Source organism: Chryseobacterium ureilyticum, assembly GCF_900156735.1.
In the GTDB taxonomy this organism is placed as follows: Bacteria; Bacteroidota; Bacteroidia; order Flavobacteriales; family Weeksellaceae; genus Chryseobacterium; species Chryseobacterium ureilyticum.
The window spans coordinates 158,235-178,640 of record NZ_FTOL01000005.1; the positions used below are offsets into that span (position 1 = coordinate 158,235).

Consider the following 20,406-nt stretch of genomic DNA (forward strand, 5'->3'; position numbering starts at 1 on the left):
ATTATATTTTGGAGATATTACCCTCTGCTGATATTCTGTATTTTTCCTTTTTCTTTCTGGAATTGTCTGCATAACTTACTTCGTATATATCGATTGTCATATCAGGATTGATAATAAAAGTGTCATAGGTTTCATTTTCCGGCATAGCATATCCTATCGATTGGTGGCTGATAATTTTATCATTATGGACCGTGATGATATCCTGTAAACTGGAATCTCCTTCATAATACAAAACATAAATATCAAAAGACGTTTCAATGGTGGATTGTATAGAAAATATACTTTCTGGCTGACCATCCTTAGTTCCGATAATTTTCATGATTTTATCGTATTCAGATATAGCTAAAGTAGGATATTTTTGCTGGCATTCGGAAGGGTTACCTGTAAAGCAGGTTTTTTGATAGTTTTCAAAATCAAAAGGAAGAGAAACGCTTGCCTTTATATCTTTTGAATCATTTTTTGTTTTAATGGCGGTGGAGAGAACTGTATCCGTAACTTCTTTTTTTATACCCTGTTTTTCATCTTTTTTCAGGCAGGATAGGAGAGTAGAGAGAATTATAACTACAGTAAATATTTTGATCATCAGTTATGGTATTAGAATTTATTTTATGATGTATTGATAAGTAATGGACGTAAGTTTTCAAGGGTTAAACTATTTTCAAAAGTACCATTTTTTATCTTCAGCGAGATATTATTCCATACCGGGATAGCTGATGCCACCTGTTTTTGTTTCTTCCCAGATCTTTTTAAAATCCTGAATATTGTAATAATTATTTTTTTTGAATTCTGTTTCATAGTTTTTACCTTCCAGATTGCCGTTGAGAGTACTGAAAAAAATATAATATATATTGCTGCTTTCAGTGATTTTAGTTGAATAATATGCCAATTTACCCAGCATTTCAGCTTTTTTCTCAAAACTTTTATCAGAGAAGATCAAAGAGTTATTGTCTTTAGTTTCTTTAATAATCAGGTCGGAAATGGAATTTAAGTATTTCGTTTTATCGCCGGATGAAAGGTGTGCTATCACATCTATCACATCTATCACTTCTTTATTGAATATAATATCACCATTACACCTTACATTGAATAAAACCTTTTCAAATTCGTCAGTATTGTTGTAATTATTTTGCAGAATAAAGTTTACTAGGTCTTTATCTTTTACATAACCGAAGTTCTTTACGAGTGTTTCAAGGAATTGTTTGTCATTTGACTTTAGCCATGCAAGATCAGCTTTGCTGTCATTGAAAAGGTATTTATTTCGGGCAGTGAGGATTTGTAAATTATCATTACGTATCTGTTGAAGATCAGGAATATCTTTCCATCTGGCTGCATTGATTTTTTCTCCTTCAACCTCAATTTCAATGGGTATATTTTCTAAAACAGTCAGTTTTGGATATAAGGTTTTATAATCGATGATGGTAGGTAAAGGATAAAAGTAAGTAATCAGATTATATTTTTTTGAGATATAAATATATTGGTTGTCTGCTGTAAATGGCTTGAAATTTAGGTCTTTATCACATTTGTCATTCGGACTTATTTTCAAATATGCTGTGGTAGATGCCGGATCAATTTTTCTATTAAATATTTCTTCTATTTTCTTTATAAAGTCTTCGTTGCTTATGTTTTTGAAGCCATTTTGTTGTAAGTAAGTGGCTTCAATTTCTACTAAGGCATCGAGGTCCTTCTTATCATAATGATCAAAACTCCCATATTCCGAAGCTGCACCAGCCATTATTTGTTTTTCTAAAACAGTATTGAAGGTGCTATTTACCTTTTCAGGCTGAACTTTTTCCTTTTTTATTGTTTTATTACAGGCAGATAAGGTAAGTATGGATAATATGGTAATTATGTTTTTCATGATGATAAATTTACTTAGATTTTATCCTGCTTTTACACACATATCTTTTTTTTCTTCTTTAGAAACTACCAGCCACCAATCTCCGTTCTGATTTAAAATCTCAATTTGTTCACCTGTGTTTATTTTTTGTAGGATTTGTGAGGAAGTATTTTTATCTTTTCTTAAATTAGTATAGCCATCAGCATCTTGGATGTAATAGGTGGTTATATTTTGAATTTTCTCTACTCTACATTTTTTGTCTTTTACATTTTCTTTAGGAATAAGAATCGCTGTTCCGAGAAGGTTTTCCTGCATAATATCTTCATCTGAAAAGTTAAGATTTTGATACGTTTTTAAAATATTCTCATTTTAAATTTTCGAGCAATCGAACTGAATGTATTACCTTTTTGTATGACATCATTTTTCATATTTATCCTTGTGTTATCGTTATATTGTGTTGGTAGCTCAACTCTTCTTCATGACTTAGAGCGATAGAGAATTAATTTTTAAAAATTGTAGTAAAACTATGATAAGACATTCCTGAAAATTTTGATTCAAACCCAAAGAAGTTTACTAGTTTTGTACAAAGAATTCAGTAAGCCTTTCAATACCTCAACACAATCCTATGAAAAATAAATATCTGCAGGGGATTTTTATCCTGTTTATAACCATAAATTCTGTCTATGCAGGAAACACATTTATTCCTCAAAATGATACGGTAAGAATCAAGGAAAGCCGTAATGAAGAAGATATTGAGCCTAATGAATACCTGAAAGATCGTTTAAAACCAATTCAGGCTAATTTTAAGAGAATCAATTCAATTACAAAATGGACCTCCATCAAAAAGAAATCTATTGAAGGAGAGTCTACCGAAGGAGGTGAAGCAACTTATTACTATAAAAATAAGCGACTGGAAAAGATAATGGCAAGACATTACGGTGAAACAGGGCAGGTCTTGATTGAATACTATCTGTTAAACGGAAATCTATCTTTTGTCTTTGAAAAAGATTATAAGTATAACCGCCCGCTTTTCTATGATAAAAAGACCATGAAAGAAAATAATGATACTGAAGCTTTTGATTTTGAAAAATCAGTGATCACTGAAACCAGAAACTATTTTGAAAAAGGAAGTCTTATCCATATTGTCAATAGTCAGGATTGTGGAGCACCTTTCAGTGGGCAATATATGGAAGAGGAGGATAAGAGCATGAAGGATGATTTTAGAAGGCTTTTGAAGCTGGAAAAAGAGAAGTAAAATATTAACAAAGTCAATAATCTGCTGAGTCTGTACAACTAGCGAGGGATATTATATCTAAAGTAAAAAATCTAAGCAGGCTATATTCACTGAGTTTCATTATTAGAGCAATGATCGCTAGGGTTTTATAATTGTGTAGAGTATTCTTTAAGATCGCCAAGGCGTTTCACTCAGCAAGGATCATTTTTTTTGTTAGCTAAAAAGTCTTAGCTGAATGGAATGTTCTTACGCTCAAAAAATATTCATTTCCATGATGTCTTTCTTTTGAATCTTAGTGTTTAAGAATCTGCAGAATTTATGTAATATAAAGAACCTACACTAGAATAAAGTACTACAATTATTATTGATTTTGTAGTCTAAATAAGACTCAGAAGTTAATTTTCACTAGTTTTTATTTACTATTTCGGATGATATTTAAACGCTCTTCAACCTCTTTGATTTTATCAATCCAATAATTAATTCCTTCCTGATTAGTTACCGTTTGCTTAAAAGCATTTTGGCTGATAGCCCATAATTTGGGACCATTTTTTTGATACTCAATCTCGCGTTCCCTTTTTGTCTCAGGCTCTACACGGTATCTCCAGAATACCAATGAATGCATATATTGCGAGCGGATTTTTTCAAAATATTTAATAATGGCTTCCCGGTCTTGAGGAATATATCCCGGACCTGAGCATCCGCAAGAGTGAAAAGTAATCCCTACTTTATAAAGATTTTTAATGTGTGCCCACTGCTTATGATCGTTTTTTGCCGGAGATTCAAAATCCAGCCCCATGTTTGCCATCAACTCTCCGCATTCAGGACATTTGGCTTCCACTGAAAATTGAGCATGTTTGTCAACATCTCTTAAAACTTTACGTTTAAAAGTTTTCTGGCAGTTAAAACAGGCATAATGACCTTTGTAAACCATCATGGCATATCGGCACATAGTATAATCTTTTGTTTTTGTGGTTATTTTTTGTTTTCCTCTTCATAATAGTTGATTCCCATCAGGCTGCTGGCACTTCTAGGGTCATAAACAGACCATATCTCTCCCCATGGGAAACTGAAAGTACACCTTGGGTAAGGCGTTTTCGTTTTTCGGGTTGGTGGTATTCCTAGAGCTGAAGTCAGGAACATATTATTTCTGTAAAATACCTGCATTTCCTTTTCCTCACTCCATTCATTCCAGTTCTTGGCATCGGTGCTTTCCCGTGTATTCATATGGATACTGTGAAGCTGGTCATCCCAAAAGCACAATTGAAAATGAACCTGATAACCTAGAATATCTATATGATGGAAGTAGTACCAGAAATATCCGGTCTTTACATCCCACATATTATAATACTTTTCCTTATAAAAATCAGTTTCCTGAAGCTGGCTGAGCAGCATTCCCTTATAAAGATTGGTGTTGAAGGCTTCCAGTTCTATGGTACCATTTTCATGATTAATCAGCATATCCAAAAAAATGAAGCTATAAATATATACGTTTTTTCTTTACAGACAACGAATAATATTTACAGCTTCAAATAGAAATAGAAAATATCTGTGTTACGGATTTGATATAATTAAAGTTGAAGGAATATCAGAAAGCCAAAGACTCTTCGTATCAATCAGGTTTTTCCAGCTTTTGCTGCTGATTAACATTAGGTCTTGTGAGTTCAGGAATTCTTTTTCAATTTTTTTCTCATTATATAAAGTAATATGATTCGGGGCAACCTGCTCAATGCTTCTGATCAATTCTTTTACCTCAATATTGTTGCGAATCTGTCCTGCAGCATCCAGAATGATAATTTGAGAATTATTATTGTTGATCAGTCTTTTCGCATATTCAAGGAGATAAAAATCGCTCAGGTTGAAAATCGGTACAAATACCTTATCTGCTACTGTGAAATCTTTTTCTACCAATACTCCTACAGGAATATGAGCTTTATCTAAAATTTGCAATGTAAAGTCGTCAAAAGGAGAATTGTTGAAGATATTTCCTTTGCCCTTTACTGTATTCAAAAGCTTTTCAGGATTGATAATTTTAGTAGTGAAACCTAATAATCTGCCCAGTAAACTTCCTTCATACATAGATTTTCCAAGCATGATGAGTAAAAGGTCATAATTTCCCTTATTCGTAATGCTGGTAAGGTCGTTTTCTATATCGGTAGAAGCTTTGAAAAGGGTTGTGACCTCCAGATTCAGTTCATGGGACGTTTCAATGACATTCTGAAACTGGGAATCCTCATATTCATCAATATCATAAGCATGCATTTCATCCACAGGAGCAATATTCATCGCAGTAATGCTTTTATTGCCATTCATTTTATTGGTGAAATCATGGGCTAATTTTAATAGTGTACTTCCGGATTCCGGCTTATCAAATGAAAGTAAGACTCTATATTTTGAGTCATTTTTATCATGAATAAGCTCGTCTTCATCCTTTTTGGATTTAAAAATGAAATTAATGAAGTCCAATGCCGGACCTGTCATGAAAGTGGTAAATAAAGCCATTATCACAAGCATGGCAAAGATTTCAGGACCTAATACTCCAAGATCATAACCAATATTCAGGACGATAAGCTCCATAAGTCCTCTGGTGTTCATCAAAGCTCCAATCGTTAAGCTTTCCTTCCAGTTGATTCCGACAAATTTTGCCGTTAAGGCACTTCCAGCAAATTTTCCCACAACAGCGGTAAGAATAATAAAGCCGGCTGTCATCCAAAGGTGGCTGTCATTTAAAAGACCAATTTGGGTACGAAGTCCCGTGAATACAAAGAACAAGGGAAGAAGAAGTACCAATGCCACATCTTCTACTTTATCAATAAATAGAGTTCGGAATTTGGTGTTTTCAGGCATAATTGCTCCTGCCATAAAGGCTCCGAATAAAGCATGAATTCCAATAACCTCCGTTACATAAGATGATAAAATCAGAGTAAGGAAGAAAATAGCAACCATAGGTTTACTGATCGTATTTTTTCCTGCCTGAAGATCTCCAATCCTTTTCAGGAATGGTCTTACGATTTTGATCATTAGAAATACGTAAGCAATTGCCATGATGATAACGTAGATTGAACTTGCAAAAGAACCGGCTTTCACAATAGCAATCACTGCTGCAAGGATACACCAGGCTGTAATATCATCGGCTGCCGCACAGGTGATAACAATAGTTCCGAGTTTGGTTTTCTGAAGATTCCTTTCCTGTACAATCCTTGCTAATACCGGAAAAGCAGTGATACTCATAGATATTGCAATAAACAACGCAAAAGAGGTAAACTGAATACCATCCGGTGAGAACTCCTGATAAATGAAGTAAGAAAGCCCAATTCCCAGTGCAAAAGGAATAATGATACTGGCATGGCTGATTACCACCGCGTCATGTGCTTTTTTTCTTAAAACACTCAGATCAAGTTCCATACCTACAATATACATGAATAGAATTAAGCCTATCTGACTCAAAAACTGTAAGTTACCTAACGATTCTTTAGGGAATAGAAAAGCTGAAAACTCAGGAAAGTACATTCCTACAAGAGACGGACCTAACACAATACCCGCAATCATTTCACCGATTACACTTGGCTGCTTTATTTTCATACAGATCCACCCGAAAAGCCTTGCGGTAAGGATGATCGTAACAATCTGAGCCAGTAATAATGCTAAGGGATGATGAAGGTTTGTTTTGAAGGACTCCAGGAAATTATCCCAGGTTGAGCCCGTACTGGTTTTAGTAACAATATTCTCTTTTACTTCCAGAGTTTGTCCCTCAATAATGAAGAAGTACATCAGGCAGGAAAAGACAGCTATTGTAGTGATGTAGAAAATTAAATTTCTGTATTTACCCAAGTTCATGATTCCTATATTTTGATGCAAAGTTGATAAGAATATATTTATCTTAAAAGACCTTGGTTTTTAAAATGTAATGAATGCAGTAAAAAATGTAATAAAAATCTCAATAGAGAAAAAACTCTAGCAGATTGTGCAGATAATGCAGGTTTTTATAGATTTATTATCTGCTTGATCCCCGAGATGAAAAAATAACATATTTGTAAGGGACTAAGAGATGAAGTATAGCATTTCAATGAAAAGATAATTCCTGAAAATCGCCTAGATTTATCTAAGTTATTTAGTAAACAACTCTATTAATGAATTTTTATAAGCATCACCGATCTGAAGCTTAAGAAAATGTTCATCTTCGGTAGGAATAGTGGTAATAATTTCATTGGTGCCAAGCACTTTGATGGAAGATAGAGCAATGATTTCCTTTTTATTCACCTGCGCGAAATCCTTGGATGGAAGCATTTCCAGAAGATTTTTGAAATTAAGGTTTTTTAGAACGATAGGAGTTCCGTCATTGAGAATAATATCCTTATCACGGCTGTCTATTTCTGATGTTTTGATGTAAGCAATCTGTTCCGTTAAGATAACCGTTTTACCGATATTGGTATTCCATTCGATAAAGGTTTTCTTCTGAATGGTATTGATTTGTTCCTTAGCCTTTTCAAAAGCCTGGATCAGTCGTTCTTTTTTGATGGGTTTTCTTACATAATCCACCACATTAAGGTCAAATGCTTCAGCAGCATATTCCTTATAAGCCGTTGTGAAAATAATTTTATGAGAACCGGAGATCAGTTCAGCTACCTGAAGACCTGTCATTCCGGGCATTTCGATATCCAGAATACAGAGATTGCAGTCCAGAGAATGAATTTCGTTTAAAAAGATTTTAGGATCATTGAATGCTTTTACCACTTCCACATCTTCAATCTGTTCGCATAGAAGTTTCAAATAGCTTATTGCCAACAATTCATCATCCAGAATAACGCATTTTATCATAGAATTCTCCTAAATTAATTTTTAATTCTGCAGTGAAGATACCGTTTTTTGAACTTTTTTCCAGCTGATAATATGTGCTGTAGATCATCTTAAGCCTTTGATCTAAAGACTGACTTCCGAAGCCGCTTTTTTCCTTCTCCAGACTGTTTTTTTGCGAAGCTTTATTAGTTACTTTCATGGTAAACATGCCATCTTCAAGCTCCAGATAAATGGAAATAAATGAATCCTGAGCCAGAAAATCTGTGTGTTTAAAGGCATTTTCAATAAGGTCAACAGAGATCAAAGGTGCAAAAACTTTTTCCTCATATACGGAATCAGATTTATTGATTCTGGATTTAATTCTAAAGTCAAAAAGAGGATTAATTTTAATTTTATTGATCTCGATAAGGCTTAAAGCAAAGTTCAGTTCTTCCTTTGGGCTTACGTACTTATTATTGCTTTCGTATAAAATATAATCAAGAACATTGGCAAGTTTATCCAAAGACATATACGTTTGGTACGCATGAGACTGAACAGAATTGAGAATGTTTTTGAACAGGTGAGGGTTCAGTTTTGTTCCGATATGTTCCAGTCGAACTTCATTCAAACGTTGTTCAATAATTTTATTGGCTTCTGAGAGTTTGGCATTTCTCAGCATCAGTTTTTGACTTTTGCTGAAAAGATAAATGCTTGTTGTAAGAAAAAGGAAAATGGCAAAAACTCCGATGAATATCAGATAATCATGAATCATGTAGTAATTGCCTTCCATAAAGAGTGATTATAAAAACTATTTCAGTTTTTTAAGACTATTTACCGTCACAGTTTCTTCACATTTTTCATAAATAATCTCGTAAGACGGATTTTTTTCAGGGTATGTTAAAAGATAGTTCGGGCATGGTTTCTTTTGTGCGTGACTTCTGTCAAAATCTACCTTTCCTTCAGTAATAATACTGTCTTTTATAAATTTTTCATCAATCTTGTAAGTAGCCATTGCTGTTTTGGCTTCTTCAGAATATTTGAATTCTTTGGACAGCGTTTCTGCAATTACGCGGCTGTTTGGAAGGTAACCGCTGCAGCTAGCTCCTTTTTTGTTTAATATAAAAAATACGATGATGAGCCCCGGAACGAAGCCTATTGCATAAAATTTAAGTTTTTTCATTTAGAAAATTAAAAGATTGATATCGTGGTACGTAAGTCCGAAACGGTCACAGATGATCTTTTTAGTATGTCTTCCTTTGTACATATATAAACTCTGCTTCATTTCATTTTTGCGGATCAGCATGTTTTCAAAGCCGCCTTCTTCATCATAATTCAATATATAGGAAAGGAAGAAATTGGAAATCGCTTTCGTAGTGGTTCTTGGCATTCTTGAAGTAAGGTTCGGAAGTCCACAATGGATAACACCATGTTTGATTACATAAGGGTCTTCCATTGTTGTCAGTTCCGATGTCTCAATCACTTTACCGTTGTCTATGGTAATATCGATGATGACACTTCCTTTCTTCATATTCATAACCATGTCTTCAGTTACGATAGGCGTCATATTTAATCTTGGAAGAGCTCCTATGACAACGTCTGCACGTCTTAAGCTCTTACTAAGTTCTTTAGGATCAATAATGGAAGTAGGAACGCGGCTATCTACCATGGTATGAAGCCTTCTTAGCTTTGATAATGAGTTATCAAAAACTTTGATGCTTGCTCCCAGACCTATTGCTGCTTTTGTTGCAAACTCACCTACAATTCCTGCTCCGAGAATAACTACTTCTGCGGGTCTTACACCTGTAATTCCGCCAAGCATTAAACCATTGGAAAGTGCCAATAATTCCGAAGCATATAAAATAGAAACGGTTCCTGCAATTTCACCGATTAATCTTACCAAAGCAAGTTGCTTGTATTCATCAACGATAAATTCAAATGCAATGGCATTTACTTTTTTCTCTGCAAGCTTAAGGAAATATTCTTTGTCTCTAAGGTTGATCTGAAGTGCTGAAACCAGATACGTGTTAGGCTTCATATAATCAATTTCCTCTTCTGTAGGAGGGTTGATCTTCAGAATCAGATCCTGTGCAAAAGCTTCCTTAGGGTCTGTAGTAATTCTCGCTCCCGATTCAGAATATTGTAAATCTGTAAAAAAGGAACCTTGTCCTGCTCCTGCTTCAATGATGATCTCATGACCGTGCTCTACCAATACCTGAACAGCGTCCGGAGTAATGCAGGTTCTCCTTTCGTTGAGACAGGTTTCCTTAGGAATTCCAATACTGAACTGTTTTCCTTTCTTAATAACCTCCAATTTTTCCTCTTTCGGCATCAATTCTTCTTCTGTGAAAGGAGTAAAAATATTTGTGCTCATCCTTAAATTAAATTATGTCTTACAGATTTTTATTTTACTATTGAAATAATAAGCAAAGATACATAATATTTAATCGAATGAAACTTCTCTGTTTTCACCCGTATTCACAATGCTCATTGTGTGGTAATTAAGCCCGTAAAGCTCCACTTCATACACTTCAGGCCATTCAATGATGCATAAAAAAGAGTTGTCCAGATACTCTTCAATTCCGATGTCGTAAACTTCTTCAACGTTTTTCAGACGATACAGATCAAAATGAAATACTTTTCCTTTTGGAGTATTGTATTCGTTAACGATAGAATAAGTAGGAGAGTTTACTTCATCTTCACTGCCCAGATTTTTAAGCAGAAATTGAGAGAAAGTGGTTTTCCCTGCACCAAGATTCCCTTTTAGTAATAGTATATTATGTTTTAATTGAGGAAGAATGCTGTCTACAACTTCCTGCCAGTCTTCGATTGTATGGATCGTATAATTCATTTTATTTTTTTCAAATTACTCAAATACAAATTGTAAAAATATGTTGCTCTAGCCCTTGCTCGTTCAGGGTTTCCATAGCGGTTATTTTTAATGGGATTTTCATATAGAGCAAGAATTTCTGCCATTTCTATTGATTGTAATTCTGTTGCGGGTTTACTAAATAGAGATCGAGAAACCTGATCAATACCTTTTCTTCCATATAAAAAGTCAAAATTACTGAAATTAAAATTCAAACAATCTTCCTGGTTATAATTTTGCTCAATATATCGTATGACAAGAAAATAATCCAATGATGATTTGTTTTTGATATCAAAGGTAGGCATAAGTCTGTTGCTCATAGTGTGGCAAGGACAAGCTTGGTCTATATCAGATGAATTGATCAATTGTTGGATATATAAATTCCATGAATTTTTAGACAGAGTATTTAGATATACTGTATTATAGAAGTTTTTAAAATTATCAGGTGATTTTTTGCTGGTTCGTATATGCCAGGTAATGATCTTTTTGTTTTCTTTATTTAGTCTGAATTTACCACCAAACTCTATGTACAGAATGGAGATGATAAATGTACAGCCTATAGCTAGCAAAGATATTTTTAAATATTTCATAGATCATTAAGTTTCATAGTTTTCCAAAAATAATGATAAAACTCATTAATTATATAAATGCAATGTATGTAATTGAGGTGTTTTTTAAATCCTTATTTTTGCATTATGATTTCTAAGCAGACGATAGACAAGATTTTCTCAACGATACGTGTAGAAGAGATAGTAGGAGAGTACGTTCAGTTGAAGAGAGCGGGGTCTAATTATAAAGGACTCAGCCCATTTCATGAGGAAAAGTCGCCAAGCTTTGTTGTTTCGCCAAGTAAACAGATCTGGAAAGATTTCTCTACCGGAAAGGGGGGGACGGCAATCTCTTTCTTAATGGAAATTGAGAACTTTACCTATCCAGAAGCCCTTCGTCATGCTGCTAAGAAATACGGAATTGAAATTGAAGAAGATCTGCGTGAAATTTCTGAAGAAGCAAAACATGCACAGACAGAAAAAGATCTTTTATATAAGATTCATGAAGTAGCAAATACCTACTTTCAGGAGATTCTTTGGGATGATAAGGAAGGAAGAAGCATCGGTCTTTCTTATTTTAAGGAAAGAGAGCTTAAGGATGATATTATTAAAAAATTCCAGCTTGGTTATTCTCCCGAAAAGAAAAATGCATTTACAGAATATGCTTTGGAAAAAGGGTATTCCAAGGAAATTTTGGAAAAGTCCGGACTTTCTATTTTTCCTGAAAATACGCCAGCAGGTGTAGACCGTTTCAGAGAAAGGGTAATCTTCCCGATTCACAGTTTTTCGGGTAGAGTGCTTGGTTTCGGGGCAAGGATTCTCAAAAGTAATGTCAAAACGGCAAAATATCTCAACTCCCCGGAAACGGAGATTTACCATAAATCCAATGTCCTGTACGGATTAAATCAGAGTAAACAGGCAATTTCAAGAAAGAATGGCTGCCTTTTGGTGGAAGGATATATGGATGTGATCTCTCTTCACATGTCCGGAATTGAAAACGTTGTAGCGAGTTCCGGAACTTCCCTTACTACTGAACAGATTAAGCTTATTAAAAGACTTACGGAAAATGTAACGATCCTTTTCGATGGGGATAATGCAGGTATTAAAGCCAGTTTCCGAAGTATTGATATGCTTTTGACAGAGGGAATGAATATCCGTGTTCTTCTTTTCCCGGATGGCGACGACCCGGATTCTTTTGCCAGAAAACATCCGCAGGATTACGTTGAAAAATACATCGAAAATGAAGCGATGGATTTCATCGACTTTAAAGCGGAAATTCTGTTAAGAGATGTAGGAAATGATCCTATCAAAAAAGCAGAAGCAATCCGTGATATTGTAAAATCGGTTTCCTTTGTACAGAATGCCCTGAAAAGAGAGGTTTACCTTAAAGAAGTTTCCAATAAATTTGGACTTTCTGAGCAGAGTCTTTTTAATGAACTGGATGTTCAGAAACAGATCACTCAGAACCAGACTCATCATGTTCAGCAGCAGCAAAAGGAGAAAGCGGCTCCAAAGATGGAAATTGTTCCTCCTGACAAGGAAAAAGAAGATCCATTTTTATTCGATGTGTTGTTTATGGAGAATAAACTTGTGGATCATATGCTGATGTTTGGAGACATTGTTCTGAAAAGAAGAAATGAAAATAATGAAGAGTATCAGATCACTGTCATTGAAGAAATTCTCCATCACTTTGAGGAAGAGCAGTATGCTTTTTTAGTTAAAGAAAATGAAATTATTATCGGGCAGGTACGTGAAGGAATTCAGAAAGACGAATTGAGAAGTGGAAACTTTTTTGTATCTTTTATGGATGAAGAAATTACGACGAAGGTTGTAGATGCCTTGATTCCTCTGGATGAGCTTGAAAACTGGGCTTCCAGAAATATTTATCCACCCAATTATGGAGATAAGGTAGCAGATCAGATTAAAGGTGATATATTATTACATAAATATAGGTATATTGATTATTTAATCACGGAAACAGCCAAAGAACTTGATCAGCACAGTAATACGGATGAAACAAAGTATTATGAACTGATTAAAAAAATAACCTTATTGAAACAAGCATCAATCAGACTTAGTAATATCATTGAATATTCGCCGATCAAAGGGATCTATGTGAATAGGAAAAGGTAGTTTAGAGACAATGTTTTCTCAGATTCTGTGACAAAAAGTCCTATAAAATTTTAGGAATAAATATTGTAATTTAAACATCAAAAATATTTTAAAATAATACATAATATAAATATGGACATTAAAAAGGAATTCAGAGATTTCTCTGTAAAGCATTTAGGAAACAACGGTCTTGTTACCGATCAGTATATGGGAATGTATGGTCCAACGAATCTTACACCATACATCATGGAAGAAAGAAGATTAAACGTTGCTCAGATGGACGTTTTCTCACGTTTGATGATGGACAGAATCATTTTCTTGGGAACAGGAATTGATGATCAGGTTGCTAACATCGTTACAGCACAGCTTTTATTCTTAGAAAGTGCTGATCCTTCTAAAGATATTCAGATCTATATCAACTCACCTGGTGGTAGTGTTTACGCAGGTTTAGGAATTTATGACACAATGCAGATCATTAAGCCTGATGTAGCAACTATCTGTACGGGTATGGCTGCTTCAATGGGAGCTGTATTATTAGTTGCCGGTGAAAAAGGAAAGCGTTCAGCGCTTAAGCACTCAAGAGTAATGATTCACCAGCCTTCAGGAGGTGCACAAGGTGTTGCTTCTGATATGGAGATCAACTTGAGAGAAATGTTGAAATTAAAGCAGGAGCTTTATGATATTATCGCTCACCATTCAGGACAGACTTACGAGTGGGTTGAAAAATCTTCTGACAGAGATTACTGGATGACTTCTGAAGAAGCTAAGAACTACGGAATGGTAGATGAGGTTCTTCAAAGAGCAGAGAAAAAATAATTGATTTTAAATCATATAGAAAACGCATCCAATCGGATGCGTTTTTTGTTTTAGCCACGAATACACAAATTTTTCATGAATGCCTCCGTCACAAATAAATATAATGAAGGATATCACAACTGAAGACGTGATATTCTCCTCCTTTGACGGGTGGTTACTTCTTCACAACCTTATGTACTGTAGATCCATTTTTCGTCTTAATTTCCGCCCAATACACGCCTGCATTTAAAGATTTGATATTGATCTTTTTCTCTTGGGAAGTCATTACTTTTTGTCCTAAAGAAGAATAAATATTCGTCTCTATGATATTTTCAGGAGATTGAATTTGAATAAAATCACTTGCCGGATTAGGGTAGATATTGAAACTTTTCTTATCAACAGAAGAAACAGACAACGTTGCATTATTTGCTTCAGTAGGAGTGAAGGGTCTTCTTTCTCCAAAACTTAATCCTAACCAGCCGTTATTATTCAGTTCTATCTGATTAAGATCTGCTTTTTGCTGCCAGCTTGAAAGATCATTTCCTTTATATAGTTTCCAATTTCCTGTTCCTGAAAATGTATTTAATGATAAATTTGAAACTTGGTGGTTAGCCTTAGTAAAACTGAAATATGAAGTCTGAGACTGAATAAGTTGTAAAGCCTGTTCCGCAGTAATATTTCCGTTATATTTAATTCCAAAAACAAAAGAATTGGCATTACCGTTAGTATTATCTGTTCCAAAGTCTATGACAACAAGGCTTTGGTTATTTCCTGTTCCAATCCAGTTGGTGATTTGGGATGAGGTATACCAATCAGAAGCGTATGCCGGAACGGGAGTGGATGGTGGTGTATCAATCTGATCGATACCATAGGTAATACCAAACCATAATCCATCCGTTAAATCAACATAGCCTGCGCCATAATTGTCATTCGACATATTTTGCGCATTTGATCCGGTCCATGGTATCCAGGAATCATCAGTGCTTGGAGTATGATGATTGTATGTAAAGCTATACAGATATCCTGAAGGAATATCGGCTTGAATTTTAGGTTCTGCGGATATAATGTCATTGATCATATCTTCCGCTTTTAAACCATCAGCATCAAAACGATAGCCCCATGCATAAGATCTAGGACTGTTGTTATCATTGAAATCGGCAATGAAATAAGCCTTTTTAGAACCTGTTCCCACCCAAAACTTAATGTCGTTTTCTGTGAATTGAGCGAAGAAAAACTGCGTACAAAGCAGTAAGAAAAAAAGATAGATTTTTCTCATAATATAATTAAATTAAAGTTTTATTCCCGAAACTTATCGTCAGGAAAGGACATATTGGTCTGCAATCCTGATATTAAAAAAGGTATTCAAGGCAGGTCTCCTGGCTCGCATCCTATAGCAGACCTTCCCGGATTTTTGATCCAGTGGTACGATGTAGCTATAGGTAAAACAGCTTACAGTTGCGGGTACAGCTCAAGATTTGAATAATATTCTTACTTGATTCCCTATTATGAACAGTGTTCAACCTTAAAAACGTGGCAAATATATCATATAATTTTTTGGAACTCATTTTGTGAATTATACATTGATCTTGTCTTTTCTTTGATGGTTAGTTGTATTTTGTGTGAAGTGTTGTGTTAATTAGTAATGATATAGGTTTGTTGGTATGTTTTTGAAGTTAAATGTGATTTTTTATTGTTTATATTGAATTCATCTTGGGGTTTTATTGTTAAAACACAATTATTATTAGATTTAAGATAAGTTTATAATCAATTTATACTTTCGCGCCATAAAAGTTAATATGAAAAAACTACTATTTTCTGCTTTGGTGATGACTGCGTTATTCTCTTGCAGTAAAGATGATGACAACAATATAAATAATCAGGATGTTAATTACTCAAAACTGCCACAGGAATTTCCATTTTCAAATCTGGCAAAAATAAATGGGGTAGATGTGATCAATGGAGGATTTGGTTCAGGAGCTGCAGCACATCCAACGAGAAAAGGTGAGTTTTATGTAATTACTGACCGTGGTCCAAATACAGATTACCTGAACGGGAAAAAGTTTTTAACACCTAACTTTACTCCAACGATTATGCATTTTAAAATCAATGCTGAAGGAAAAATTGAGGTGATTAAATATATTAAGCTTAAGAATCCATCCGGACAACCTATTACAGGCTTACCAAATCCTGTAGGAATGGGAAGTACTGGTGAAGTTGCTTATGATGCATCCGGAAATATCCTTGGAACAGATAATTATGGTTTAGATAGTGAAAGTATTGTAGCGGCACCAGATGGTACATTTTGGGTGTCTGATGAATACGGTCCACACATTGTTCATTACACCGCAGATGGTGTAGAAATGGAAAGAATAAGTCCTATCGGTGTGAATACGGGAACAAGAAAATTACCTGCTGTCTTAGCTAAAAGAAGAGCCAATAGAGGGATGGAAGGACTTTGCATCACTCCTGACGGAAAACTATTGGTGGGAACCATGCAGTCTATGATGTTTGTTCCGACAAAAGCTTTGGCAACAAACACTACTTTAACGAGAATTGTAACATTTGACATTGCAACAGGTAAAACCAAGCAATATCTATATAGACAGGATGGCGGTGCCTCAGATTCCGTTTGTGATATTACAGCTCTAGGTAATAATGAGTTCCTTGTGATTGAAAGAGATGGAAATTTCGGAACGCAAGGTGGGATTAAAAAAGTATATAGAATCAATCTTAGTGATGCCACAGAGGTAACCGGTGCTGACATTGCAGCCGTAGACGGAATGAAGGTGAATGGTAAAGCTTTAGAACAGTGCTCTTGGGATGAACTTACCACAGCCGGAATTAAACCTGTTACTAAAAAACTAGCGGTAGATTTGGTTGCAAAACTAGGATATGAACATGATAAATTCGAAGGAATTGTTTATTTAGGAAATAATAAACTTGCAGTCTTTAATGATGATGACTTTGGAGTAGTGGATGATGGAGCTGGAAATCCTAAAGCTAAAATATTACCTAAAACAGGAAAAGTAGACAAAGGAACTATGTATATAGTCGATATTCAATAATTAGATTTTTTTTAAAGAAAAGCGGCGGAATTTATTCCGCCGTTTTTTATTGAATACTTTAAAAATATTCAATAGAAACGGGCTTTAGCTCATTAAAAAAATGATATCCGAGCCAAAACATATAATAAAAGCCCTTGAAAGTAATTTCCAAGGGCTATATTATCTTATCAATTAGTTGAAACCTTCAATAATCTTAGAGAAATCTTCTAATTTCAAAGCTGCACCTCCAATCAGACCACCATCGATATCAGGCTGAGAGAAAATTTCTTTCGCATTGTCTGGTTTTACAGAACCTCCGTAAAGAATAGAAACTTCATCAGCTACTTCCTGCCCATATTTAGCAGCAATGATGCTTCTGATGTGTGCATGGATTTCCTGAGCTTGCTCAGGTGTTGCCGTTTCTCCTGTTCCGATAGCCCAAACTGGCTCGTAAGCAATTACTACTTTTTTGATCTCCTCAGCAGAAAGCGTGAAAAGGGCTACTTCAGTTTGGTTTTTAACAACTTCAAGGTGTTGTCCAGCTTTTCTTTGCTCAAGAGTTTCTCCGTTACAATAGATTGGCGTAAGACCTTTGTCAAGTGCTAACTTTACTTTTCTGTTACAGTGAGAATCAGTTTCTCCGTGGTATTGTCTTCTTTCAGAGTGCCCGATTAATGAACCAGTAGCATCGATAGATTCTAGCATATCAGCAGAAATTTCTCCAGTATAGGCACCACTTTCATGCTCGCTCATATCCTGAGAGAATACTCCGATTTCATCCTTTTCAAAGATGTCTTTTGCCATCATTAGGTATAAAGATGGTGGAGCAATCCAAACCTCACAATTGGTTGCATTATTGTTTTTATAGCTTAGTAACTGAATCATTAATTGTTGTGCATCAATTACATTTTTGTTCATTTTCCAGTTGCCTGCAACTATTTTTCTTCTCATAAGATTTATATTGATTTATTTTACTTTTTAATTAAGCTCATTTTGAACCTGTATTATCTGAAAGGTCTTTGGTTTTATAATCCCCATAAGTTTTTCAACAGGACGTAGAAAGTGTGTTCCTCCTCAGTTACCTTATTATCCGCTTTAATCAAAGATTTAGCAAACTGAGCAAACTTTACACGCTCATCTTCCGTAGAATCTTCGTTAAAACATCTTGCATGGAATTCAAAGTGATCTTTCCATTCTTCCGGCTGTAGAAGAGCAAGTGTTTCAAGCTCATTATCAAGGTTCATTCTGAATGGAAACTCATCCGCCAGATATTGCTGTACAAGCATTCCTTCCTCAGGAGCAAATTCTCCGTCCACAGAAGAAAGGATCATTAATAAGTGATAACCAGCTATAGATTTATTTGATTTTTGCATAATTTTTTACTGTTTTAAGTTTAATTTTTAAAGTTAAAGCCTTATTTCTGAAATTCACAACTGACTTTCAAAGCAAAATTGACTATTCACATTTATTTTACATAATCCTTTGCAGGCTGTTTGTCTACAATTTTTCCGTTTTGAAGGATCATTACAAATGGATTGCTTCTTGCAATGGTTTTGATTGCCGTGCCATCCATCATTGTATTTTTGATGGTTTTAAATGTATTCTGATCTGTTGAAACTCCATAAATAAGAGCTCCTTTCTGAGCATTTACTTTAGCTTCTACTTTTTGAATAAGATCGGCAGAAACTTCTTTCGGATGGTACGAAAATACTAAAATAGCCTTTGGAGCCTTAATGATTTCGTCAGTAAGTTCCATTCCTGTAGGATCTTCAATCTTAAATTTCACAATCTCAGATTTATATCCTTCTTTTACCAGAACAGACTCATTTTTTCCTTCTTCAATTTTCCATGGAGAACCCTCTGCCCAATATTTTGTTTCCTTGATGTAATCATCCTGATTTACCTTTAACACTTCACCTGTTTTTTGATTTTTAAGTGAATAGAAAGTTTTGTATTCAGAAGGATTTTTATTGATCTTTTCTTTTTCTGCTTTAATGTCTGTTCCTACTTTGTAATCACGGAAATCAATAATAGGCTCATGCATAATTCCCTGAGCCATAATATAGATCATTCCTAGAGAAAATATAGCAAAAAGAGCGTATTTGAACTTACCCGTAGATTCCTTTTTGCTGCTGCCATATTCATCCGTTTTACGGAAATCTTTTTTGTACATGACGAACAGAATGATAAGACCAATAAGAAGAGCAACATCCTTAAAGAAGCTCTGCCATGGAGTAAATTTAATAGCATCTCCAAAACATCCGCAATCCGTTACTACATTGAAGTAAGCAGAATAGAAAGTAAGAAAACCAAAGAACACACAAAGTGCTATTAAAGCTGATAAGGTAAATTTAAGCTTCATTTTCAGCAGCAGCATAAATCCAAGGAAAAGCTCCAGTACAACAACAATAATTGAAAACAGCAGGGCAAACTTTTCAAAAAACGGCATATTGAAAACAGCAGGTGAAAAATATTCTTCCATTTTGAAAGAAAATCCTACCAAATCCACAGCTTTCACAAAGCCTGAAAGGATAAAAATAACAGCAATAATAAAGCGTAATAAACCTTTGATCATATTAAATAGTTTTGGGTTCGAATTGATTTTTTTGTTCCGAGAATTTAATCAGACAGAAAACAGCATAATTCAGCATATCGAAATAGTTGGCATCAAGCCCTTCGGATACAATGGTTTTTCCCTGATTGTCTTCAATCTGTTTGGTTCTTAATACTTTCTGATAAATAAGATCTGTAATAGAAGAGATTCGCATATCTCTCCATGCCTCACCATAATCATGATTTTTTCTTTCCATTAAAGCCTGAGCTTCGTGAGCATATTTGTCATACAGACTTAAAATTTCTTCCTTATTTTCATTAAAATCATTGGAAAGTCCTTTCTCAAGCTGAATAAGCCCAATGATAGAATAGTTAACAATCGCGATAAATTCATCCTCTTCACTTTCATCCACCATTTTCACATCAATCATCTGCAACGTACGGATTCTGTTAACTTTTATATAAATCTGATCCGTAATGGAACTTGGTCTCAAAACCCTCCATGCTGCTCCGTAATCCTGTAATTTTTTACCGAAAAGATCACGGCATTGACTGATAATTTTCTCGAACTGTACTGATGTGTTTGACATAAAATTTCTTAATCTTCCAAATATACGAATTCGGTTTTGTTTATGAAATGAGTT

21 protein-coding genes and 1 riboswitch are annotated in these 20,406 nt (G+C 34.7%); of the genes, 4 read left to right on the top strand and 17 right to left on the bottom strand.

What is annotated here, in order from left to right:
• Position 1: 1 nt before the first annotated feature.
• From BW983_RS15455 to BW983_RS15465, 3 genes are all read right to left on the bottom strand, one after another.
• Positions 2–583: a hypothetical protein gene (locus tag BW983_RS15455; RefSeq protein ID WP_076552793.1), complete on the bottom strand. Its 582-nt coding sequence runs from the start codon at positions 581–583 to the stop codon at positions 2–4.
• 108 nt (positions 584–691) lie between these two features.
• Positions 692–1,858 carry a hypothetical protein gene (locus BW983_RS15460; protein ID WP_076552794.1) on the bottom strand — a complete coding sequence of 389 codons (1,167 nt, stop codon included), beginning with the start codon at positions 1,856–1,858 and terminating at the stop codon, positions 692–694.
• 21 nt (positions 1,859–1,879) lie between these two features.
• A complete protein-coding gene (locus tag BW983_RS15465) occupies positions 1,880–2,152 on the bottom strand; it encodes an SH3 domain-containing protein (protein ID WP_076552795.1) in 273 nt (90 codons plus the stop codon).
• A gap of 310 nt (positions 2,153–2,462) precedes the next feature.
• On the opposite strand from BW983_RS15465, the gene BW983_RS15470 reads away from it, so the two are divergent.
• Entirely contained in the window at positions 2,463–3,092 is a 630-nt protein-coding gene (locus BW983_RS15470; RefSeq protein ID WP_076552796.1) for a hypothetical protein, read from the top strand.
• Between the two features lie 391 nt (positions 3,093–3,483).
• On the opposite strand, the gene BW983_RS15475 is transcribed toward BW983_RS15470, so the two are convergent.
• From BW983_RS15475 to BW983_RS15515, 9 genes are all read right to left on the bottom strand, one after another.
• Positions 3,484–4,020 (bottom strand): hypothetical protein, encoded by a 537-nt coding sequence (locus tag BW983_RS15475; protein ID WP_076552797.1) that lies wholly within the window; start codon positions 4,018–4,020, stop codon positions 3,484–3,486.
• 23 nt (positions 4,021–4,043) lie between these two features.
• Entirely contained in the window at positions 4,044–4,529 is a 486-nt protein-coding gene (locus BW983_RS15480; RefSeq protein WP_084184519.1) for a hypothetical protein, read from the bottom strand.
• A gap of 93 nt (positions 4,530–4,622) precedes the next feature.
• Positions 4,623–6,905, bottom strand: coding sequence for a cation:proton antiporter (locus BW983_RS15485; protein WP_076552799.1), 2,283 nt, complete (start codon positions 6,903–6,905; stop codon positions 4,623–4,625).
• A gap of 270 nt (positions 6,906–7,175) precedes the next feature.
• Entirely contained in the window at positions 7,176–7,886 is a 711-nt protein-coding gene (locus BW983_RS15490; protein ID WP_076552800.1) for a LytR/AlgR family response regulator transcription factor, read from the bottom strand.
• Positions 7,861–8,634 carry a sensor histidine kinase gene (locus BW983_RS15495; RefSeq protein WP_084184521.1) on the bottom strand — a complete coding sequence of 258 codons (774 nt, stop codon included), beginning with the start codon at positions 8,632–8,634 and terminating at the stop codon, positions 7,861–7,863. Before BW983_RS15495 ends, BW983_RS15490 begins: the two co-directional genes overlap by 26 nt.
• An 18-nt stretch (positions 8,635–8,652) precedes the next feature.
• A complete protein-coding gene (locus BW983_RS15500) occupies positions 8,653–9,024 on the bottom strand; it encodes a DUF4258 domain-containing protein (RefSeq protein ID WP_076552801.1) in 372 nt (123 codons plus the stop codon).
• A complete protein-coding gene (locus tag BW983_RS15505; RefSeq protein WP_076552802.1) occupies positions 9,025–10,215 on the bottom strand; it encodes an alanine dehydrogenase in 1,191 nt (396 codons plus the stop codon). It abuts the gene before it with no gap.
• Positions 10,216–10,284: 69 nt separating this feature from the next.
• The gene (gene tsaE, locus BW983_RS15510; protein WP_076552803.1) at positions 10,285–10,692 is read right to left on the bottom strand and encodes a tRNA (adenosine(37)-N6)-threonylcarbamoyltransferase complex ATPase subunit type 1 TsaE; all 408 of its coding nucleotides are present in this window, start codon (positions 10,690–10,692) and stop codon (positions 10,285–10,287) included.
• Complete coding sequence (locus tag BW983_RS15515; RefSeq protein WP_076552804.1) at positions 10,689–11,300, bottom strand: transglycosylase domain-containing protein; 612 nt, start codon at positions 11,298–11,300, stop codon at positions 10,689–10,691. The genes tsaE and BW983_RS15515 overlap by 4 nt, the downstream gene beginning before the upstream one ends.
• A 105-nt stretch (positions 11,301–11,405) precedes the next feature.
• Between BW983_RS15515 and dnaG the strand changes: the two genes are divergently transcribed.
• Positions 11,406–13,391: a DNA primase gene (dnaG, locus tag BW983_RS15520; RefSeq protein WP_076552805.1), complete on the top strand. Its 1,986-nt coding sequence runs from the start codon at positions 11,406–11,408 to the stop codon at positions 13,389–13,391.
• A gap of 111 nt (positions 13,392–13,502) precedes the next feature.
• Entirely contained in the window at positions 13,503–14,186 is a 684-nt protein-coding gene (gene clpP / locus BW983_RS15525; protein ID WP_065393687.1) for an ATP-dependent Clp endopeptidase proteolytic subunit ClpP, read from the top strand.
• Between the two features lie 154 nt (positions 14,187–14,340).
• Here the strand turns inward: clpP and BW983_RS15530 are convergent, their stop codons facing one another.
• On the bottom strand, positions 14,341–15,441 hold the full coding sequence (locus tag BW983_RS15530; protein ID WP_076552806.1) for a T9SS type A sorting domain-containing protein: 1,101 nt from the start codon (positions 15,439–15,441) through the stop codon (positions 14,341–14,343).
• 73 nt (positions 15,442–15,514) lie between these two features.
• A riboswitch (cobalamin riboswitch) is annotated at positions 15,515–15,705 on the bottom strand.
• 256 nt (positions 15,706–15,961) lie between these two features.
• Between BW983_RS15530 and BW983_RS15535 the strand changes: the two genes are divergently transcribed.
• Positions 15,962–17,230 carry an esterase-like activity of phytase family protein gene (locus tag BW983_RS15535; protein WP_076552807.1) on the top strand — a complete coding sequence of 423 codons (1,269 nt, stop codon included), beginning with the start codon at positions 15,962–15,964 and terminating at the stop codon, positions 17,228–17,230.
• A gap of 171 nt (positions 17,231–17,401) precedes the next feature.
• Here the strand turns inward: BW983_RS15535 and tpiA are convergent, their stop codons facing one another.
• From tpiA to BW983_RS15555, 4 genes are all read right to left on the bottom strand, one after another.
• On the bottom strand, positions 17,402–18,160 hold the full coding sequence (gene tpiA / locus BW983_RS15540; RefSeq protein WP_076552808.1) for a triose-phosphate isomerase: 759 nt from the start codon (positions 18,158–18,160) through the stop codon (positions 17,402–17,404).
• Positions 18,161–18,234: 74 nt separating this feature from the next.
• A complete protein-coding gene (locus BW983_RS15545) occupies positions 18,235–18,582 on the bottom strand; it encodes a TerB family tellurite resistance protein (RefSeq protein ID WP_076552809.1) in 348 nt (115 codons plus the stop codon).
• 92 nt (positions 18,583–18,674) lie between these two features.
• A complete protein-coding gene (locus BW983_RS15550; RefSeq protein WP_076552810.1) occupies positions 18,675–19,784 on the bottom strand; it encodes a BT_3928 family protein in 1,110 nt (369 codons plus the stop codon).
• Position 19,785: 1 nt separating this feature from the next.
• On the bottom strand, positions 19,786–20,352 hold the full coding sequence (locus BW983_RS15555; RefSeq protein WP_076552811.1) for a DUF1599 domain-containing protein: 567 nt from the start codon (positions 20,350–20,352) through the stop codon (positions 19,786–19,788).
• Between the last annotated feature and the right edge of the window lie 54 nt (positions 20,353–20,406).